19 protein-coding genes are annotated in these 19,222 nt (G+C 32.1%); 18 read left to right on the top strand and 1 reads right to left on the bottom strand.

Annotated features, from left to right (window positions below):
• Positions 1-20 precede the first annotated feature (20 nt).
• The 4 genes from rpsL to tuf all read left to right on the top strand — a co-directional run bounded on the left by rpsL (position 21) and on the right by tuf (position 4,591).
• The gene (rpsL, locus tag KA833_RS03945; RefSeq protein WP_019468565.1) at positions 21-434 is read left to right on the top strand and encodes a 30S ribosomal protein S12; all 414 of its coding nucleotides are present in this window, start codon (positions 21-23) and stop codon (positions 432-434) included.
• A 71-nt stretch (positions 435-505) separates the two neighbouring features.
• Entirely contained in the window at positions 506-976 is a 471-nt protein-coding gene (gene rpsG, locus KA833_RS03940; RefSeq protein WP_019468564.1) for a 30S ribosomal protein S7, read from the top strand.
• Positions 977-1,094: 118 nt separating this feature from the next.
• A complete protein-coding gene (fusA, locus tag KA833_RS03935; RefSeq protein WP_046207678.1) occupies positions 1,095-3,188 on the top strand; it encodes an elongation factor G in 2,094 nt (697 codons plus the stop codon).
• Between the two features lie 215 nt (positions 3,189-3,403).
• The gene (gene tuf, locus KA833_RS03930; RefSeq protein ID WP_046207677.1) at positions 3,404-4,591 is read left to right on the top strand and encodes an elongation factor Tu; all 1,188 of its coding nucleotides are present in this window, start codon (positions 3,404-3,406) and stop codon (positions 4,589-4,591) included.
• A gap of 160 nt (positions 4,592-4,751) precedes the next feature.
• Here tuf and KA833_RS03925 read toward each other — a convergent pair whose 3' ends face one another.
• Positions 4,752-5,924, bottom strand: a complete 1,173-nt coding sequence (locus KA833_RS03925) for a M20 family metallopeptidase (protein WP_210127906.1) — start codon at positions 5,922-5,924, stop codon at positions 4,752-4,754.
• 190 nt (positions 5,925-6,114) lie between these two features.
• On the opposite strand from KA833_RS03925, the gene KA833_RS03920 reads away from it, so the two are divergent.
• From KA833_RS03920 to KA833_RS14035, 14 genes are all read left to right on the top strand, one after another.
• Entirely contained in the window at positions 6,115-7,302 is a 1,188-nt protein-coding gene (locus KA833_RS03920) for a glycine C-acetyltransferase (RefSeq protein WP_046207675.1), read from the top strand.
• 193 nt (positions 7,303-7,495) lie between these two features.
• Positions 7,496-7,882: an AAA family ATPase gene (locus KA833_RS03915; protein WP_245336264.1), complete on the top strand. Its 387-nt coding sequence runs from the start codon at positions 7,496-7,498 to the stop codon at positions 7,880-7,882.
• 216 nt (positions 7,883-8,098) lie between these two features.
• Positions 8,099-8,668, top strand: coding sequence for a GNAT family N-acetyltransferase (locus KA833_RS03910; protein ID WP_070039463.1), 570 nt, complete (start codon positions 8,099-8,101; stop codon positions 8,666-8,668).
• Positions 8,669-8,692: 24 nt separating this feature from the next.
• Positions 8,693-9,199, top strand: a complete 507-nt coding sequence (locus KA833_RS03905) for a GNAT family N-acetyltransferase (RefSeq protein WP_040029896.1) — start codon at positions 8,693-8,695, stop codon at positions 9,197-9,199.
• Positions 9,200-9,478: 279 nt separating this feature from the next.
• Positions 9,479-10,144 carry a YveK family protein gene (locus KA833_RS03900; protein WP_210127908.1) on the top strand — a complete coding sequence of 222 codons (666 nt, stop codon included), beginning with the start codon at positions 9,479-9,481 and terminating at the stop codon, positions 10,142-10,144.
• Between the two features lie 15 nt (positions 10,145-10,159).
• On the top strand, positions 10,160-10,846 hold the full coding sequence (locus tag KA833_RS03895; RefSeq protein ID WP_210127910.1) for a polysaccharide biosynthesis tyrosine autokinase: 687 nt from the start codon (positions 10,160-10,162) through the stop codon (positions 10,844-10,846).
• 2 nt (positions 10,847-10,848) lie between these two features.
• Positions 10,849-11,616, top strand: coding sequence for a tyrosine-protein phosphatase (locus tag KA833_RS03890; protein WP_210127913.1), 768 nt, complete (start codon positions 10,849-10,851; stop codon positions 11,614-11,616).
• Between the two features lie 24 nt (positions 11,617-11,640).
• Positions 11,641-13,452: a polysaccharide biosynthesis protein gene (locus KA833_RS03885; protein ID WP_210127915.1), complete on the top strand. Its 1,812-nt coding sequence runs from the start codon at positions 11,641-11,643 to the stop codon at positions 13,450-13,452.
• Position 13,453: 1 nt separating this feature from the next.
• Positions 13,454-14,824 (top strand): hypothetical protein, encoded by a 1,371-nt coding sequence (locus KA833_RS03880; RefSeq protein ID WP_210127918.1) that lies wholly within the window; start codon positions 13,454-13,456, stop codon positions 14,822-14,824.
• A 3-nt stretch (positions 14,825-14,827) separates the two neighbouring features.
• Positions 14,828-16,204 (top strand): O-unit flippase-like protein, encoded by a 1,377-nt coding sequence (wzx, locus tag KA833_RS03875; RefSeq protein ID WP_210127920.1) that lies wholly within the window; start codon positions 14,828-14,830, stop codon positions 16,202-16,204.
• Positions 16,179-16,601 carry a serine O-acetyltransferase gene (locus KA833_RS03870; protein ID WP_210127922.1) on the top strand — a complete coding sequence of 141 codons (423 nt, stop codon included), beginning with the start codon at positions 16,179-16,181 and terminating at the stop codon, positions 16,599-16,601. Before wzx ends, KA833_RS03870 begins: the two co-directional genes overlap by 26 nt.
• Positions 16,601-17,788, top strand: a complete 1,188-nt coding sequence (locus KA833_RS03865; protein ID WP_210127924.1) for a glycosyltransferase — start codon at positions 16,601-16,603, stop codon at positions 17,786-17,788. Before KA833_RS03870 ends, KA833_RS03865 begins: the two co-directional genes overlap by 1 nt.
• Complete coding sequence (locus KA833_RS03860) at positions 17,788-18,672, top strand: glycosyltransferase family 2 protein (RefSeq protein WP_210127926.1); 885 nt, start codon at positions 17,788-17,790, stop codon at positions 18,670-18,672. Before KA833_RS03865 ends, KA833_RS03860 begins: the two co-directional genes overlap by 1 nt.
• On the top strand, positions 18,669-19,220 hold the full coding sequence (locus tag KA833_RS14035; RefSeq protein WP_348634642.1) for an acyltransferase: 552 nt from the start codon (positions 18,669-18,671) through the stop codon (positions 19,218-19,220). The genes KA833_RS03860 and KA833_RS14035 overlap by 4 nt, the downstream gene beginning before the upstream one ends.
• The last annotated feature ends 2 nt before the right edge of the window (positions 19,221-19,222 follow it).

Below are 19,222 nucleotides of genomic sequence, written 5' to 3'. Positions count from 1 at the left end.
AAGAGAGGAGGACATATTTCATGCCAACTATTAACCAATTAGTACGTAAACCAAGACAAAGCAAATCAAAAAACTATGATTCACCAGCATTGAACAGAAACTACAACAGTAAAAAGAAAAAGTACACTAGCTTAAACTCACCGCAAAAACGTGGTGTTTGTACACGTGTAGGTACTATGACACCTAAAAAACCTAACTCTGCGTTACGTAAATATGCTCGTGTGCGTTTGTCTAACAACATCGAAATTAACGCGTATATCCCTGGTATCGGACACAACTTACAAGAACACAGTGTTGTACTTGTACGTGGTGGACGTGTAAAAGACTTACCTGGTGTGCGTTACCACATCGTACGTGGTGCACTTGATACTTCAGGTGTTGACGGTCGTAGACAAGGTCGTTCATTATACGGAACTAAAAAACCTAAAAAATAAGTTTAAGATTGCGTAAATTTTCGTTATAAAGCATGAAAATATATTATAATTAGGAAGGGAGGATTTATATTATGCCTCGTAAAGGATCAGTACCAAAAAGAGACGTATTACCAGATCCAATTCATAACTCAAAATTAGTTACTAAATTAATTAACAAAATTATGTTAGATGGTAAACGTGGAACAGCTCAAAAAATTCTTTATTCTGCATTTGAATTAGTTCAAGAACGCAGTGGTCGTGAAGCTATCGAAGTTTTCGAAGAAGCTATCGACAACATTATGCCAGTATTAGAAGTTAAAGCACGTCGTGTAGGTGGCTCTAACTATCAAGTACCTGTAGAAGTTCGTCCAGAACGTCGTACTACTTTAGGCCTTCGTTGGTTAGTTAACTATTCACGTCTTCGTGGTGAAAAAACGATGGAAGAACGTTTAGCTAACGAAATTTTAGACGCTGCAAACAACACTGGTGGTGCAGTTAAGAAACGTGAAGACGTTCATAAAATGGCTGAAGCTAACAAAGCCTTCGCTCACTATCGTTGGTAGGATAGTAGGTTTTTCCCTGAGCATGTTCCACATTGATAGTTTACTATCTAGGTGCATGCTTAGGGCATCGCCATATTTATAGTATTTATTCGCAGTTATACTGGAAGGAGAAAAATACATGGCTAGAGATTTTAGTTTAGAAAGAACTCGTAATATCGGTATCATGGCTCACATCGATGCTGGTAAAACAACTACGACTGAACGTATTCTTTACTATACTGGACGTATCCATAAAATTGGTGAAACTCATGAAGGAGCTTCACAAATGGACTGGATGGAACAGGAGCAAGACCGCGGTATTACAATCACATCAGCTGCAACAACAGCTTCATGGGATGATCACCGTGTAAACATCATCGATACACCTGGACACGTAGACTTCACTGTTGAAGTTGAACGTTCATTACGTGTACTTGATGGTGCGGTTACAGTACTTGATGCGCAATCAGGTGTTGAACCTCAAACTGAAACAGTTTGGCGTCAAGCAACAACTTACGGCGTTCCTCGTATTGTATTCGTAAACAAAATGGATAAACTAGGTGCGAACTTTGAATATGCTGTAAGCACAATTCATGATCGCCTACAAGCGAATGCACAACCAATCCAATTACCAATTGGTGCGGAAGATGAATTTGAAGCAATCATCGACTTAGTTGAAATGAAATGTTTCAAATACAACAATGACTTAGGAACTGAAATTGAAGAAATTGAAATTCCTGAAGATCAAAAAGAAAGAGCTGAAGAAGCTCGTGCAACACTTATTGAAGCAGTAGCTGAAACAAGTGATGAATTAATGGAAAAATATCTTGGTGACGAAGAAATTACTGTAGCTGAATTAAAAGACGCTATTCGTCAAGCAACTAATAATATTGAATTCTACCCAGTTCTTGTTGGTACTGCCTTCAAAAACAAAGGTGTTCAATTAATGCTTAACGCAGTAATTGATTATTTACCTTCACCATTAGATGTTAAACCAATTATCGGTCACCGTGCTGATGATCCAGAAGAAGAAGTTATCGCAAAAGCGGATGACAATGCTGAGTTCGCTGCACTAGCGTTCAAAGTAATGACTGACCCTTATGTTGGTAAGTTAACATTCTTCCGTGTGTACTCAGGTACATTAACTTCTGGTTCTTATGTTAAAAACTCTACGAAGAATAAACGTGAACGTGTAGGTCGTTTACTACAAATGCACGCTAACTCTCGTCAAGAGCTTAACACAGTTTACTCAGGAGATATCGCTGCTGCGGTAGGTCTAAAAGAAACTGGTACTGGTGATACTTTATGTGGTGAGAAAAATGACATTATCTTGGAATCAATGGACTTCCCAGAACCTGTTATTCACTTATCAGTTGAACCAAAATCTAAAGCTGACCAAGACAAAATGACTACAGCTTTAGTTAAATTACAAGAAGAAGACCCAACATTCCATGCACACACTGACGAAGAAACTGGACAAGTTATCATCGGTGGTATGGGTGAGCTTCACTTAGACATCTTAGTTGACCGTATGAAAAAAGAATTTAACGTTGAATGTAATGTTGGTGCGCCAATGGTTTCATACCGTGAAACATTTAAGCAATCAGCACAAGTTCAAGGTAAATTCGCGCGTCAATCTGGTGGTCGTGGACAATACGGTGACGTTAAAATTGAATTTGAACCGAACGAAACAGGCGGCGGTTTCGAATTCGAAAACGCTATCGTTGGTGGTGTAGTTCCTCGTGAATACATTCCATCAGTTGAAGCAGGACTTAAAGATGCTATGGAAAACGGTGTATTAGCTGGTTATCCATTAATTGATGTTAAAGCAAAATTATTTGATGGTTCATACCATGATGTCGATTCATCAGAAATGGCCTTCAAAATCGCTGCATCATTAGCGCTTAAAGAAGCAGCTAAAAAATGTGAACCAGTTATCTTAGAACCAATGATGAAAGTTACAATTGAAATGCCTGAAGAATACATGGGTGACATTATGGGTGATGTAACATCTCGTCGTGGACGTGTTGATGGTATGGAACCTCGTGGTAATGCACAAGTTGTAAATGCCTTTGTACCACTTTCAGAAATGTTCGGTTATGCAACTTCATTACGTTCTAATACACAAGGTCGTGGAACATACACAATGTACTTCGATCACTATGCAGAAGTTCCAAAATCAATTTCTGAAGATATAATTAAGAAAAACAGTGGTAATAAAACAGCTGAATAATTAGACTTGTATTGTGCAGTGACAGTCTGTACAATACATGTAAAGCATAATTATATGGCTTACAGTTTTATTAATTGATTTTTTAGGGAAAATGCATTATAAAGGTACTGTATGGTCCTTTTAAACTAAATTAATCATCTTCTCATGATGGTGAGAAACTGTCATGAGAGATAAATTTAACAATTATTTTTCTAACGAATAGGAGAGATTTTATAATGGCTAAAGAAAAATTCGATCGCTCAAAAGAACATGCCAATATTGGTACAATCGGACACGTTGACCATGGTAAAACTACTTTAACAGCTGCTATCGCAACTGTTTTAGCAAAAAATGGTGACACTGTTGCACAATCATACGACATGATTGACAACGCTCCAGAAGAAAAAGAACGTGGTATTACAATTAATACTGCACACATCGAGTATACTACTGACAAACGTCACTATGCTCACGTTGACTGCCCAGGACACGCTGACTATGTTAAAAACATGATCACTGGTGCTGCACAAATGGACGGAGCTATCTTAGTAGTATCTGCTGCAGATGGTCCAATGCCACAAACTCGTGAACACATCCTTTTATCACGTAACGTTGGTGTTCCAGCATTAGTTGTATTCTTAAACAAAGTTGACATGGTTGACGATGAAGAATTATTAGAATTAGTAGAAATGGAAGTTCGTGACTTATTAAGCGAATATGACTTCCCAGGTGACGATGTACCTGTAATCTCTGGTTCAGCATTAAAAGCACTTGAAGGCGACGCTGACTATGAGCAAAAAATCTTAGACTTAATGCAAGCTGTTGACGAATTCATTCCAACACCAGAACGTGATTCTGACAAACCATTCATGATGCCAGTTGAGGACGTATTCTCAATCACTGGTCGTGGTACTGTTGCTACAGGCCGTGTTGAACGTGGTCAAATCAAAGTCGGTGAAGAAGTTGAAATCATCGGTATGCAAGAAGAATCAAGCAAAACAACTGTTACTGGTGTAGAAATGTTCCGTAAATTATTAGACTATGCTGAAGCTGGTGACAACATTGGTGCGTTATTACGTGGTGTTGCACGTGAAGACATCCAACGTGGTCAAGTTTTAGCTGCTCCTGGTTCAATTACACCACATACAAAGTTTAAAGCGGAAGTTTACGTTTTATCTAAAGATGAAGGTGGACGTCATACTCCATTCTTCAGTAACTACCGCCCACAATTCTATTTCCGTACTACTGACGTAACAGGCGTTGTTACTTTACCAGAAGGTACTGAAATGGTTATGCCTGGCGACAATGTTGAAATGGAAGTTGAACTAATTTCTCCAATCGCTATCGAAGACGGTACACGTTTCTCTATCCGTGAAGGTGGACGTACTGTTGGATCAGGCGTTGTAACTGAAATCTACAAATAAGATATCTTATCTTTAATATAGATTTGAAGAGTCTCCATTTTGGAGGCTCTTTTTTTATTTTTGATGTAATATTTATTTTTCAACTGAATAATATTATGACCAAGGTTGAAATTTAAAGTGTGAGATATTTGGAAATAAAAAGACCCTAGGCTATTCAGGCCTAGGGCTTAATTACATTTTCCAACTCTAATATTTTTAAAAACTGGCTGGCACTATATTTTAATGCCTTTTCATCTAGATTGAAATATGGGCTATGGTGTGGATGTGTGGTATCTTTTTCAGGGTTACCACAACCTGTTAAAAAGAATGCACCTGGACGTACTTTTTGATAATGTGAAAAGTCCTCGCCAATCATCATTAATTCAGATTCGTTAAATCTTAAATTCATCTCATTTGAAGCTTGTTTAACGATGTCAAAGCATTTAGGATTATTGTGGACAGGCAAATAACCTTTAATATAATCAAAATCATAAGTAATATCATTCGCAACAGCCAACCCTTGCAATAGCTTATCCATCTTGTGCATCACATGTGCTTGTACTTCTGTATCAAAAGTACGCACCGTTCCTTTACAAAATGCAGTATCTGGAATGACATTATCTGCCGAACCAGATTGTACCATACCGAAGCTAATAACAGCTTGTTTTACTGGATCAATCGTTCTAGAAACAATTTTTTGCGCACTAATGATAAATTCAGCCATAATGACAACAGGATCTATGGTTTCGTGTGGCTTCGCACCGTGTCCACCTTGACCATGAATCGTTACGTTGAATTCATCTGGAGAGGCCATCATCGCACCAGGACGAGAATAAATTGTGCCGGTAGGATAGCCACTCCACAGATGGTTTCCATATATTCTATCTACGTTTTGTAAGCAGCCATCATCAATCATTTCTTGTGAGCCACCTGGCATAATTTCTTCACCATATTGGAAAATTAGCACGACATCACCATTTAATTTGCTTTTATGTGCGTCGATGATTTCAGCAACGGCTAGTAGTATTGCAGTATGACCATCGTGCCCACATGCATGCATTGCACCAGGATTTTTAGACTTGTAATCTACTTCAGTGAGTTCATTGATAGGTAAAGCATCAAAATCAGCACGTAATGCAATCGTTGGACCGTCTCCTTGTGCACTAAATATTGCGACAATACCATTTCTTCCAACGGGCGACCGTACCTCGCATGATAGTTGGCTGAGTTGATTTAGGATGTAGTCACGTGTATGATACTCCTCAAATGATAATTCAGGATATTGATGCAAATAGCGACGTATTTGTATCATTCTGTTTTCCTTTTCTCTTGCTAGTTGAAACCAATCAAACAACTTCAACCCTTCTTCCTTAAAATGATTATTCTATTATATCATTTTAAATGACTTTACTGTAGAGACAATTATTGTGACTTTAATTAGATTGTAGAAAACGCTTTAATAAATCGTGTGATTCTACTTTCCTGATACAAGAAAATGGGTTATGATAGGATTAAATAGTAGATAACTCAAAGGGGGATTTCCAGTGGTACAGTCACTACATGGCTTTTTAGATGAAAATATTCAATATTTAAAAGATAATGGACTTTATAATGAAATTGATACAATTGAAGGTGCAAATGGACCAGAGATTAAAATAAACGGGAAAAACTATGTTAATTTGTCTTCAAATAACTATTTAGGACTTGCAACAGATGAAGATTTAAAACAAGCTGCCAAAGATGCCATAGACACTCATGGCGTAGGTGCAGGTGCAGTAAGATCTATTAACGGTACATTAGACCTTCATGACGAATTGGAAGAAACACTTGCGAAGTTTAAAGGTACAGAAGCAGCGATTGCATACCAATCAGGTTTTAATTGTAATATGGCAGCCATTTCAGCTGTGATGAATAAAAATGATGCTATCCTATCAGATGAATTAAACCACGCATCAATTATTGATGGATGTCGTTTATCTAAAGCGAAAATTATACGCGTCAACCATTCAGATATGGACGATTTACGCGCTAAAGCGAAAGAAGCTGTTGAATCTGGACAATATAATAAAGTAATGTATATTACTGACGGTGTATTTAGTATGGATGGCGATGTTGCTAAATTACCAGAAATCGTAGAAATTGCAGAAGAATTCGGTTTAATCACATATGTTGATGACGCACATGGCTCTGGTGTCATGGGCAATGGTGCAGGTACAGTGAAACATTTTGGCCTTCAAGATAAAATTGACTTCCAAATCGGTACATTATCTAAAGCGATTGGTGTTGTCGGTGGTTATGTAGCTGGTACACAATCATTGATCGATTGGTTGAAAGCACAATCAAGACCATTCTTATTCTCAACATCACTAGCGCCTGGTGATACAAAAGCCATCACTGAAGCTGTTAAGAAATTAATGGCATCAACAGAATTACACGATAAACTTTGGGAAAATGGTAATTACTTAAAAGACGGATTGAAAAAATTAGGTTTTGACATTGGTAATTCTGAATCACCAATTACACCAGTAATCATAGGTGACGAAAAAGAAACACAAGCATTTAGTAGTCGCTTAAAAGATGAAGGTATCTATGTAAAATCCATCGTCTTTCCAACAGTGCCTAAAGGTACGGGCCGTGTTCGTAATATGCCTACAGCTGCACATACAAAAGAAATGCTTGATCAAGCATTAGCGGCATATGAAAAAGTAGGTAAAGAACTAGGCACAATTTAACGCTAACTCCAATTTATAAAACGAATGAATAAAAAATAAATGAAGCAACAAAATGCTAGACTGCTTATATCCTATTTGTATGGATATAAAGGGTCTAGCTTTTTTGATTTTAATCACTTTGATAGGGTATAAGTTTAACACTTATGAAAGTATATACATAAATCACAATTTATCTAGAGGATAGGGTGATACAATGACAAAACTAATATTATTAAGAGGTAACTCTGGTAGTGGCAAAACGACTATTGCCCGTAACTTACAAAGCATGTTGGGGAATGGTGTCATGCGCGTGGGTCAAGATGAAATAAGACGCCATATGTTAAACATCTCAGATAGACCAGGCAATTTATCAATTGAGCTAATAAAATACATTACACTATTTGGCATAGCACATTGCAAATATGTTATTGTAGAGGGTATTTTCAACAAAGAAAAATATGGTAATATGTTACAGAGCATTATTTCAAGTGCGCATATTAAAAGCTATATTTATTATTTCGACTTACCTTATGCAGAAACCGTGAGAAGACATCACTCAAAAACATATACGGATTTCAGTGCACAAAAACTTGCAAGCTAGTTTGTTGAAAAAGATACACTAAATGTAAAAAATGAGAAATTGATTACTGAAATGATGACACAAAATGATATACTCACGATGATTTTGAATGACCTTCATGACGAGTGAAAATCGTCCTTAGAAGCAGTTCATATTTTTAATAAATTAAAAGGTTGATTTTATGCCAAATGATGTTATAGTTTTGGTTGCTGACGCCTTATGTTAAGGGGTTTTTCAATGAAAAATAATTTAGGGTTGCATTTCACTACACAACGGCTTATTATTAGACCGTTAGAAGAAAATGATTATGAGTCATGGTTGTCAGGATTTGTTAATCGTTATCCTGCGCAATACAAGCATGATAAAGGCCAAGTCGACATGTCAGATGCCACGGAACCATGGTTTGCGGCAATGGTCTTAAAGCATCAACAAGCGATTAAAGATGATGATTTGTATATATTTGGCATCTTTGATAAAACTGGACGTCATCTTGGTATGCTTAACATTAAAAATTTAAGCCGCGATCAATTTCAATGGGCAGAAATCGGTTATTTTATCCATAATCAATACTGGCATCAAGGCTATGCTTATGAAGCTTTATCAGAACTTGTGAAACAAACGAAAGAGACTTTAAAGTTTCATAGAATAGAAGCACACATCAATTTGGATAATCAACCTTCTATTCAGTTAATTGAAAAATTAGGCTTTGCATTTGAATGTATTCGAAAAGGATTTATTTTCGAACATGGACAATGGACTGACAACTACGTGTATTATCTCAATACACATGACGAACCAATGGGATAGCAACTAAAAGGAAGGAGTGTCAACATGGTTGAATTTAGAGAGTTAACAATGGCTGACGAAACATTATATTGTGATTATATGAAAGAATGGATAGATCACGATGAAAAGGTAGTGCCTGAGATTACGAATATTACCAAATACAATAATTTTGAAGAAATTGTACATGAATTAGCAGATAACAAATCTAATGATGAGACAGTAGATAATACGACATTGTTTTTAATTGATGATGATAAGATTATTGGCGCTGCCAATATTCGCCATCATTTGAATGAAAAATTAAAAATCATTGGCGGCCATGTTGGCTACGGTGTTCGTAAGAGCTACCGAGACAAGGGCTTTGGGAATAAAATTTTGAAAAAGTCATTAGACTACTTATCACGTATTGGCGTACAAGAAGCGCTGATTACTTGTGAAAAAGATAATGAAGCCTCTGCAGCTGTCATCTTACACAATGGTGGTGAAGAAATAGAATCTTCAACTTTAGATGATGGCACAGTCGTTCGTCGTTTCCAGATAGAAATCGCATAGTTTTTACTAAATTACACAGACTACCGACAAACTATTCACTTTGTCGGTAGTTTTTTATGTAATAAATAATATTTAAATGTATAGAGTATTACATTATATTTCGTTTTAATGTAGAAGTATTTAAAAACGTAATTAATATTAAAAATTATTAAATTAATTGTAAAAGAAGGTTAATTTTAACAATAAATTCGTATACATTTAAGAATAATTTTGAAAAGGTGTTGAAAAGCATAATAAAAGTTATATATAATGAGTTAAAATGGAAAAATGGAGGCTTATATGGAAAGTACATTGGATTTAACCAAAATTTTAAGAATATTAAAAAATAATTTAAAACTACTAATTATTTTACCACTTGTTTGTTTACTAATAAGTGCAATCGTTACTTTGTTTTTCTTAGATGAAGAATATCAAGCAACTACACAAGTATTAGTGAATCAAAAAGAAAGCGATTCGCAAATGATGGCACAAGAAGTGCAAAGCAATATTCAACTTGTCAATACATATTCAGAAATTGTAAAGAGTCCTCGTATATTGGATAAAGTATCAAAGGAATTAAATCGAAAATATTCTGCTTCAGAATTATCGAGCATGTTAACGGTTACGAATCAAGCTGAATCACAATTATTAAATATTGATGTGGTAAGTAAAAGCGGTAAAGACTCAGAAAAAGTTGCAAATAAATTAGCAGAAGTATTTAGTGATGAAGTACCTGATATCATGAATGTGGATAATGTATCTATTCTCTCTACTGCGGATGATACTACAAAACAAGTGGCGCCAAAAACAATGATAAATTTAGTTATGGGCATAGTTATTGGATTGATAATAGCATTAATAATAATTTTTATTAAAGAAATATTCGATAAGCGTATTAAGTCAGAAACAGATGTTGAAAATGAATTGGAAATACCAGTATTGGGTTCCATACAAAAATTTAACTAAGGAGTTATTGTAATTATGGCAAAGAAAAAAAGAACTATTTCACCTTTGTACGTTCATGACAAACCGAAGTCTACAGTCAGCGAAAAATTTAGAGGGGTACGTTCAAATATTATGTTTTCTAGTGCAGAAAAAGAAATACAAAGTCTGCTAATCACTTCAGAAAAACCAAAGTCAGGTAAAAGCACTGTTTCAGCGAATATTGCAGTGACTTATGCACAAGCAGGTTATAAAACACTGATTATTGATGGGGATATGAGGAAACCAACGCAACATTATATCTTTGACTTACCTAATAACAGTGGACTGTCAAATTTAATTATCAATAAAGCTACGTATGCAGAATCGATAAAAGAAACCAAAGTGGAGAATTTATCAATATTAACAGCAGGGCCTACACCACCGAACCCATCTGAATTAATAGCTTCTGCTCAATTTAATGAAATATACAATGAATTATTAAATGAATATGATTTTATTGTTGTTGATACGCCACCCGTAAATACAGTTACGGATGCACAAATTTATGCTCAAACTATTCAAAATTGTGCGCTTGTAATTGATGCAGAAAAGAATAATAAAAATGAAGTGAAAAAGGCGAAAGATTTAATTAATAAAGCTGGTGGGAAATTGCTTGGAGCTATACTGAACAAAACAGCAATTGATAAGTCTTCAAGTTATTATTACTACTATGGAGATGAGTGAAAATGATTGATATACACAATCATATATTGATAGATATCGACGATGGACCACAAAGTATAACTGCTATGAATGATTTACTTAATCAAGCAAAAAGTGAAGGCATCACTGACATAGTAGTAACACCACACCATCTACATCCTAAATATAACAATGATATACAACATGTAAAAGACAGGATAAAAGATCTAAATGAAAATCATAGCGTTCAAAAATTAAATATTAATTTTTATGCTGGCCAAGAAATTAGAGTCACAGATAAGGTTATTGATGATCTTAATAATGGGAATATTGAAGGTATCAATAATTCAAACTATTTACTATTAGAATTTCCTAGCAGTGAAGTACCACATTATACCCAACGGTTATTTTATGAACTACAAACTATGGGTTACATTCCAATTATCGCACATCCAGAACGAAATAAGGCAATTGTTCAAAATTTAGATTTATTATATGAACTTATTAATGGTGGTGCATTAAGCCAGCTTACGACTTCATCATTATTGGGAAACTTTGGAAGCAATGTAAGGCGTGCATCTTTAAAAATAATTGATAATAATCTAGCACACTTTATTGCTTCAGATGCACATAGTGCGACAACGAGACCATTTGTAATGACACAGTTATTTAAAGAAAGAAAATTAAAAGCTTATTATGAAGAATTTGAAAATTATCTAGAAAACGGGAAGTTAATGATAAATAATGAAAGGATTTCCAAACAGATACCAACGCAAGAATATAAGCAGAAAAAATGGTTTGGCCTTTTTTAGAAAAAATGAATGAGGGGATTAAGAGTGACAAAAATTTCTGCGAAATTGCGATTTTTTATACTAATCATTATAGATTCGCTAATTGTTACATTTTCAATATTTTTAGGATATTCCATATTAGAACCGTATTTTAGAGGCTATTCAGTAGATTTATTGATTTTAGCATCAATTATTTTGTTAGTTTCACATCATATCTTCGCTTATGTGTTTAATTTATATCATCGTGCATGGGAGTACGCGAGCGTAAGTGAATTGATGTCAATTGTAAAAGCGGTTACAAGTTCTATTGTTATGACAATTATATTAGTAGCTATAATCACAGGAGATAGTCCATTTTTACGTTTATATTTTATTACATGGATGATGCATTTATTATTGATTGGAGGATCTAGACTATTTTGGAGAGTCTATAGAAAGTATTACATAGGGAATTCAATTGAAAAAAAATCAACATTGGTTGTAGGTGCAGGGCAAGGTGGATCAATGCTGATACGTCAAATGTTACGTAGCCATGATATGCGCATGCAACCGGTATTAGCAGTAGATGATGATAAAGAAAAACAAAAAATGACGATAACTGAAAGAGTGAGAGTTCAAGGGTATATTAAAGATATTCCTGAATTAGTAAAAAAGTTTAATATAAAAAAAATTATTATTGCGATACCTACATTAAATAAAAAGAGATTAAAAGAGATTAATGAGATTTGCAATATTGAAGGTGTAGAATTGTTTAAAATGCCCAATATTGAAAATGTCTTATCTGGTGAAGTAGAAGTGAATCAACTTAAAAGAGTGGATGTTGAAGATTTACTAGGTAGAGATTCAGTGGAACTAGATATGGCGTCTATTGCTAAAGAATTAACAGATAAAACAGTATTAGTCACAGGCGCGGGAGGCTCTATCGGTTCAGAAATTTGTAGACAAGTATGTAAATTTAAGCCGAAACGTATTGTTTTATTAGGACATGGAGAAAATAGTATTTATTTAATTCATCAGGAATTAAATAAAACATTTGGTGAAAAAATTGATTTTACGCCAGTAATTGCAGATGTGCAAAATAAAGATCGTTTATTAGAAATTATGCAAAAATATAAACCATATGCAGTTTACCATGCAGCAGCGCATAAGCATGTACCATTAATGGAATACAACCCAATTGAAGCTGTTCAAAATAATATATTAGGTACAATAAATATAGCTGAGGCAGCTATAGAAAATGAAGTAAAAAAATTTGTAATGATTTCTACAGATAAGGCAGTAAATCCACCTAATGTTATGGGATCAACAAAACGTATTGCTGAAATGTATATACAAAGCTTGAATAACGTAAACTCTAAAACTGATCTTGTGGCAGTTAGGTTTGGTAATGTATTAGGTTCTCGAGGCTCAGTTATTCCACTATTTAAAAAGCAAATTGAAGATGGCGGTCCAGTTACAGTAACACATCCAGAAATGACTAGATATTTTATGACTATACCTGAAGCGTCTAGACTTGTGTTGCAAGCTGGTGCAATTGCACAAGGTGGAGAGATATTTGTTTTAGATATGGGGGAACCTGTTAAAATTGTGGATTTAGCTAAAAATATTATTCAATTAAGTGGAAAAAAAATTGATGATATAGGAATTGAATTCACTGGTATTAGACCTGGTGAAAAATTATTTGAAGAATTGTTGAATAAAAATGAAATTCATTCAGAACAAGTATATAAGAAAATTTACCGAGGTAAATCAGTTACTGTTTCGAAAAATGAGTTAGATGAATTGATTTCTGAACTATTAAATAATAAAAACGAATTAAAAGAAAAAATAATCCAATTTGCTAATAGGAAGTTATAAAATGATACTTTTTTATAGAATTATAGTTTTAACTTTATCTTTTGTATCTATCATATCAATTATGATAAGTAGTGAAAAATTACCACAAAACTTAGTCGTGTTACCTTTAGTATTTGTATGCCTATATTTTTTGTTGCCTATGTTTAGTAGATATATGTTTAACAATATAGGCATAACAATTGTGAATTTAACTATGTTAATTCGATATACAATATCTCCTTTATTAATGTCTATATATGGGGTTAATGTGAGCATTGGTTCTAGTACCTCGATAGATTCACAAACGAAAGCGATTTATTTAATGCTTTTTGAAATGGTTAGTATAATAGTTTTTTTCTCCTTGTTTTCTAAGAAATTTTATAATAATGAAAATAAAATCGAAAAAAATATTGCCAAGCCGAATCCGATTGGATGGTTATTTATTATTTTAAGTATTTTAATTGTAGTAGCTCAACCGGAAGTGATAAATAGATATACATTTATTTGGTCAGCTTCTGAATTGAAAACAAGTAATATTGAAATAGGGTCTATAGCATTTCTCGTTGTTCAGCTTGCACAAATAATTTTAACTATCAGTTTATTGAATTTTTTATATGGTATATATGAAAAAAAGAAAAATGTTATTTATTTAATACTGTCGTTTTTAGTTGTAGGGATATCTGCTTCATTTATCTCGGGTACAAGTCGGTTTAGCATAGTTTTACCTTTAGTGACAGGTCTTTTTATTATTTATATTTTATATAAAGATTATCGAAAAATCATTCTATTTTGCTCAGCGTTTTTATCATTTTTATTGATTTTAACATCTACATTATTGAAGAAAAACACAATTTCATCTCAAGTTGGATTTAATTCTAGTATAACTGGTAGTTCGTTTGAAAAACTGAATAGTGAATTACAATTGTATTTTTCGGGTGTGGTTAACGTTTCACATGCAATTGATACTAGTTATTACTATTCTCCTTTTCAATTAGGGTCAATAATATCAGAATTATTAAGATCCGTAGTTTTTGTGAATTCATTATTTGATTCACAAAACGGTGCGTTAAATATTTTTAATGAAGTTTTTTACAATAAAGTATTAGTATCAGATCAAATTTTACCAATGGTTGGACAAGGGTTTTTATATTTTGGTCCTATCTTAGCACCAATTTTTTCAATTGCTAGTATTCTATCAGTAATGTATTTAGATAATAAAGTACATAGTAGTAATTCTATATTCAAAAAATACATTATGACATATTTATGTGTAAAATTTGCATTGTTCTTTATGGCAAATGCAACAATACAAATATCATTTTTCACTAACTTTTTCCTAGTATTACTAGTTATAAATTATTTGAACAATAAATTAACACTTAAGAAGGTGTGACTTTTGAATATCGGAAAAAAAGATGTGATGTGGAGTTACATTAGTTTGGCAATGATTCAAGGAGTTAATATTGTACTCTTGCCTATAATATTAAAGTATTTAAATTCTGCTGAACTTGGGCTATGGTATACTTTCACTTCACTTTATGGCTTAGCTATGCTTATAGATTTTGGATTTCAAACAGTTATTGCGAGGAATATAAGTTATATATGGTCTGGCGCAAAAAGTATTAACAGTACTGGTATTAATATAGATAAAGAGGATAAAAAAGAAGAGTTTGATTTAAGGTACTTTATTAAATTACTTTCTACCGTTAAATTTACATATTATATAATGGGTTTAATAATATTAATCTTTTTAATAAGTTTCGGAACATTATACTTAGTTGAAGTTACAAATGGTGAAATAGACGTACAATCAATGTTAATCGCTTGGTTATTTTATATGATGTCTATTGTGCTCAATATTGCTTTCTCATTTTGGAATGCAATATTAAAGGGTATTGGAGCTATAAAAACTTATAATCAAATTCTTGTAGTTACCAAAGTTGTTCAATTAATTTTATCGACTGTTTCATTAATTTTAGGATACGGTATAATTGGCGTTTCTTTCTCTTACTTTATCTCGGTTGTTGTGAATAGACTACTACAATCAATTTCATATTATCGCTATTCTGTGCAAACCCAATTAACTAAAAGAAAAATTAAAATAAAATATGATAAACAAATATTTCAATCTTTAATACCTAATACAATTAAAACGGGTATTAATTCATTAGCTAGTTATTTAATTATTGGTTTCCCGATAATTTTGTGTTCGTATTTTTTATCATTAGAAATTTCCGGGAAATTTGGATTAGTAAATCAAATTATAACATTAATTTTGGCACTTTCTAATGCATACTTTAATACATATTTGTCAAAATTCAATTACCTAAGAGTAAAACAAGAGAATGAACAATTAGTAAAATTATTTTTAAAGTCAATATTTACTAATTACTTATTTAATTTCTTTGCTTTTTCATGCTTAATAATAATGGGTGATTATATCTTGGAATTTATTGGAACTAATTATAAATTATTAGATTTGGTACCTTTATTAATAATCATTACCTATAGATTTTTATATAATAATCAACTGTTATTTACTGCATTTTTAACAACTAAAAATAAAATTCCATATTATATGCATTTTATTTTATCGTCAGTTTTAACTGTAGTAATACAAGCTTTATTGTTAAATATTTTAGGAAGAAATATATTGAATTTAATTCTTCCACTCCTAGTAATTCAGTTATTTTTTAACAATTGGTATTGGGTAGTATATGTAATTAAAGATATGGGGAGAGATTTAAATGAAAAGAAAATCAATAATGAATAAATCAGTAACTTTGATGTTATATTTATATAAAAAGAGAGTACCAATTATACCGAGGTTGATGCAACAACTAAATCGCTTAATATTTGCTTGTGATGTACCTCGTAGCGTTAAACTTGGAACTAATACAATATTTGCGCATAGTGGATTGGGGTGCGTGATACACTCCAATGCAGTTATAGGGGATGATTGTAAAATACAGCAAAACGTTACAATCGGTGGCAGAGGTAAACATGGTGTACCAACAATTGGTAACAACGTATTTATAGGAGCGGGAGCAACCATCATTGGAAATGTTAATGTAGGCGATAATGTAATCATAGGTGCGATGACTCTTGTATTAAATGATGTTGAAGAAGGTAAAGTAGTTGTAGGAATACCAGCTAAAGGAGTGAAATAATGAAAATATTATTTGTTGTTAATAATTTTAACATTGGAGGGCCACAGAAAAGTTTATTGAATTTACTTTATGATCTTGAAGGCAAAAATGTAAATATTGATTTAATGATATTGAATCAACAAGATGAATTAAGTAAATATCTACCTAGTTATGTAAATAAGATTTCAGTTCCTAGCAAATATGCATTGTTAATGTTAGATAAAAATAGTTTACCTATAAACTTGATTAAAAACTTAAAAAGTCCTAAATTAATCTTTAACACTTTGTTATTCATCGTAAAAAGTAAAATGAAAAAATATAACAATACAAAAGAAAAACAAAAATTTTGGATTGATAACAAATGGAATTTTACAGAATTCACTAAAACTTATGACTATGCCATAGGCTTTTCTGGAGGGCATTCCATTTATTTTGTACATGACTATATAAATGCAGATAACAAAATCGGTAGTATTATTTCAGATTATAAAGTTTTTAATCGAGACAATGAAATAGATAAAAAATACTTTGAAGATATGACAGCTATGCTTGCAGTATCTAACAAATGTGCAGAAATCTTTTATGAGTTATTTGATATCCAAGCTGAAGTTTTCTATAACAGTCTTCCTATTAAATTATATGAAAATATAGATGAAAAACAATTTGATTATAATCCTAAAAATATGAATTTATGCACAATTTGTAGATTAGATGAAGGTAAAGGTTTAGATTTATTAATAGATGCTGCAAAATTCATAAAAAAATCGAAATTAAATATAAAGTGGTATGTTGTTGGTAAAGGTAAGCTTGAAAATTGGTTAGAACAGGAAATTGAAAAAAATCAGTTGAATAATATAGTTATCCCACTAGGTTTTATATTTAATACAGGAAGTATATTAAAAAAAATGGATTTACTTATACATCCTTCTAGATTTGAAGGAAAATCGAATACTATTGATGAAGCTCTATTCTATAATAAAATTATAGTTGCAACTAATTTCGATACTGTTTTCGAACAAATTAATGATGGAGACAACGGTTTTATTGTGAATATGGACGGCAAGGAAATTGCAGAAAAAATTATAGAATTATATAAAAATGAAGACTTATATCATGATATAAAAAATAAAATTATAAATAGCTCCAATTCAAATATAGATAAGGGTAAAGAATTTTTAGATTTACTTCATAAAATGGGGGAACATTAATGCCTACTTTAACTATTTTCACACCTACATTTAATAGGAAACACACTTTAATAAGATTATATAACTCATTAGTAAATCAAACATGTTATGATTTTGAATGGCTTATTGTAGATGATGGATCGACAGATGATACTAAATCGTTAATAGAAAGCTTTAATACTAAAAAATTTAAAATTAGATATATTTATCAAAAAAACAGTGGAAAACATATTGCTACAAATTTAGGATTAAAAAAAGCAAATGGAAATTTATTTACTTGTTTAGATAGTGATGATTGGTTTTACTATGATGCAGTAGAAATTATTATTAGTAAATTTAAAAAAGATAATAATATTAAAGGACTAATATTATTAGATAGTTATGAGGATGGAAGTGTCATAGGTGACTTTCTCCCGGAAATTGAAAATTTAAATTGGGTGGATTTGAGATATAAATATAAAATTAATGGTGATAAATGTTACGTATTTAAAACATCAATTGTAAGATATATGACGTTTCCGCAATTTGAAAACTCAAAACACATGCCACCTTCTTATCAATTGTTTGAGTTTAGCCGACTCTATAAATTTCAATTAGTTAATATGAAAGTAAAATATGTTGAATATCAAGTTGACGGAATTAGTAGCAAAGTTAAGTTGAATTATTTTGTCTCAGCAGGTAATTATTGTGAGTATAGAAAGTTTGCTCATGACCAATTACCAAATTTCAAAGAAAAATTAAAAAATATTTTGTTATATGATATTTCTTGGATAAGTTTAAGATTGAAAGCTAAGTACAAATTTAATGATAAAAGGCTTTTTATTTCAACTGTGGCTTGCTTGCCAGTAGCATATAGTATGTATATTTATTATAAAATTAATTTTTGGAAGAAGGGAATAATGTGAATAACAATATTTACTTCATTATTAGATTAATACAGATCCCTTATAATTTTTTACCTAGGTTTGTATGTGATTTTCTTTGGAATGTGTTTTCAATAAGTGAATCGAAAATTGCGTTGTTGTATAGATATTTATTTTTAAATAGATATGCAAATCAAGTTGGGAAAAATGTCTATTTAGGAAAATATATAACAATAAAAAACATTCAGTATTTGAAGTTAGGCAATAATGTTAGCATACATGCTTATAGTTATATAGATGCATTTGGGGGAATTGAGATAGGTAATGATGTTTCAATAGCTAATCATGTAACTATAATATCGTCAGATCATACATGGAGCGATAACAACAAACCTATTAAATATAATCCAGTAGATCCTAAAAAGATAATTATTGAAAATGATGTATGGATTGCAGCTGGTGTAAGAATACTTGGTGGGATTATTGTGAAAAAAAGAAACGTCATTGGTGCTGGTGCAGTTGTCAATAAAAACACAGAAGAAAATAGTGTGTATGTAGGTGTGCCAATTAGAAAGATAAAGGAGATATAAAA

Source organism: Staphylococcus sp. GDY8P67P (assembly GCF_017892545.1).
Lineage (GTDB): Bacteria > Bacillota > Bacilli > Staphylococcales > Staphylococcaceae > Staphylococcus > Staphylococcus ureilyticus.
Note: the sequence above shows the minus strand (reverse complement) of the source record. Positions and strands in the feature narration are given on the sequence as shown.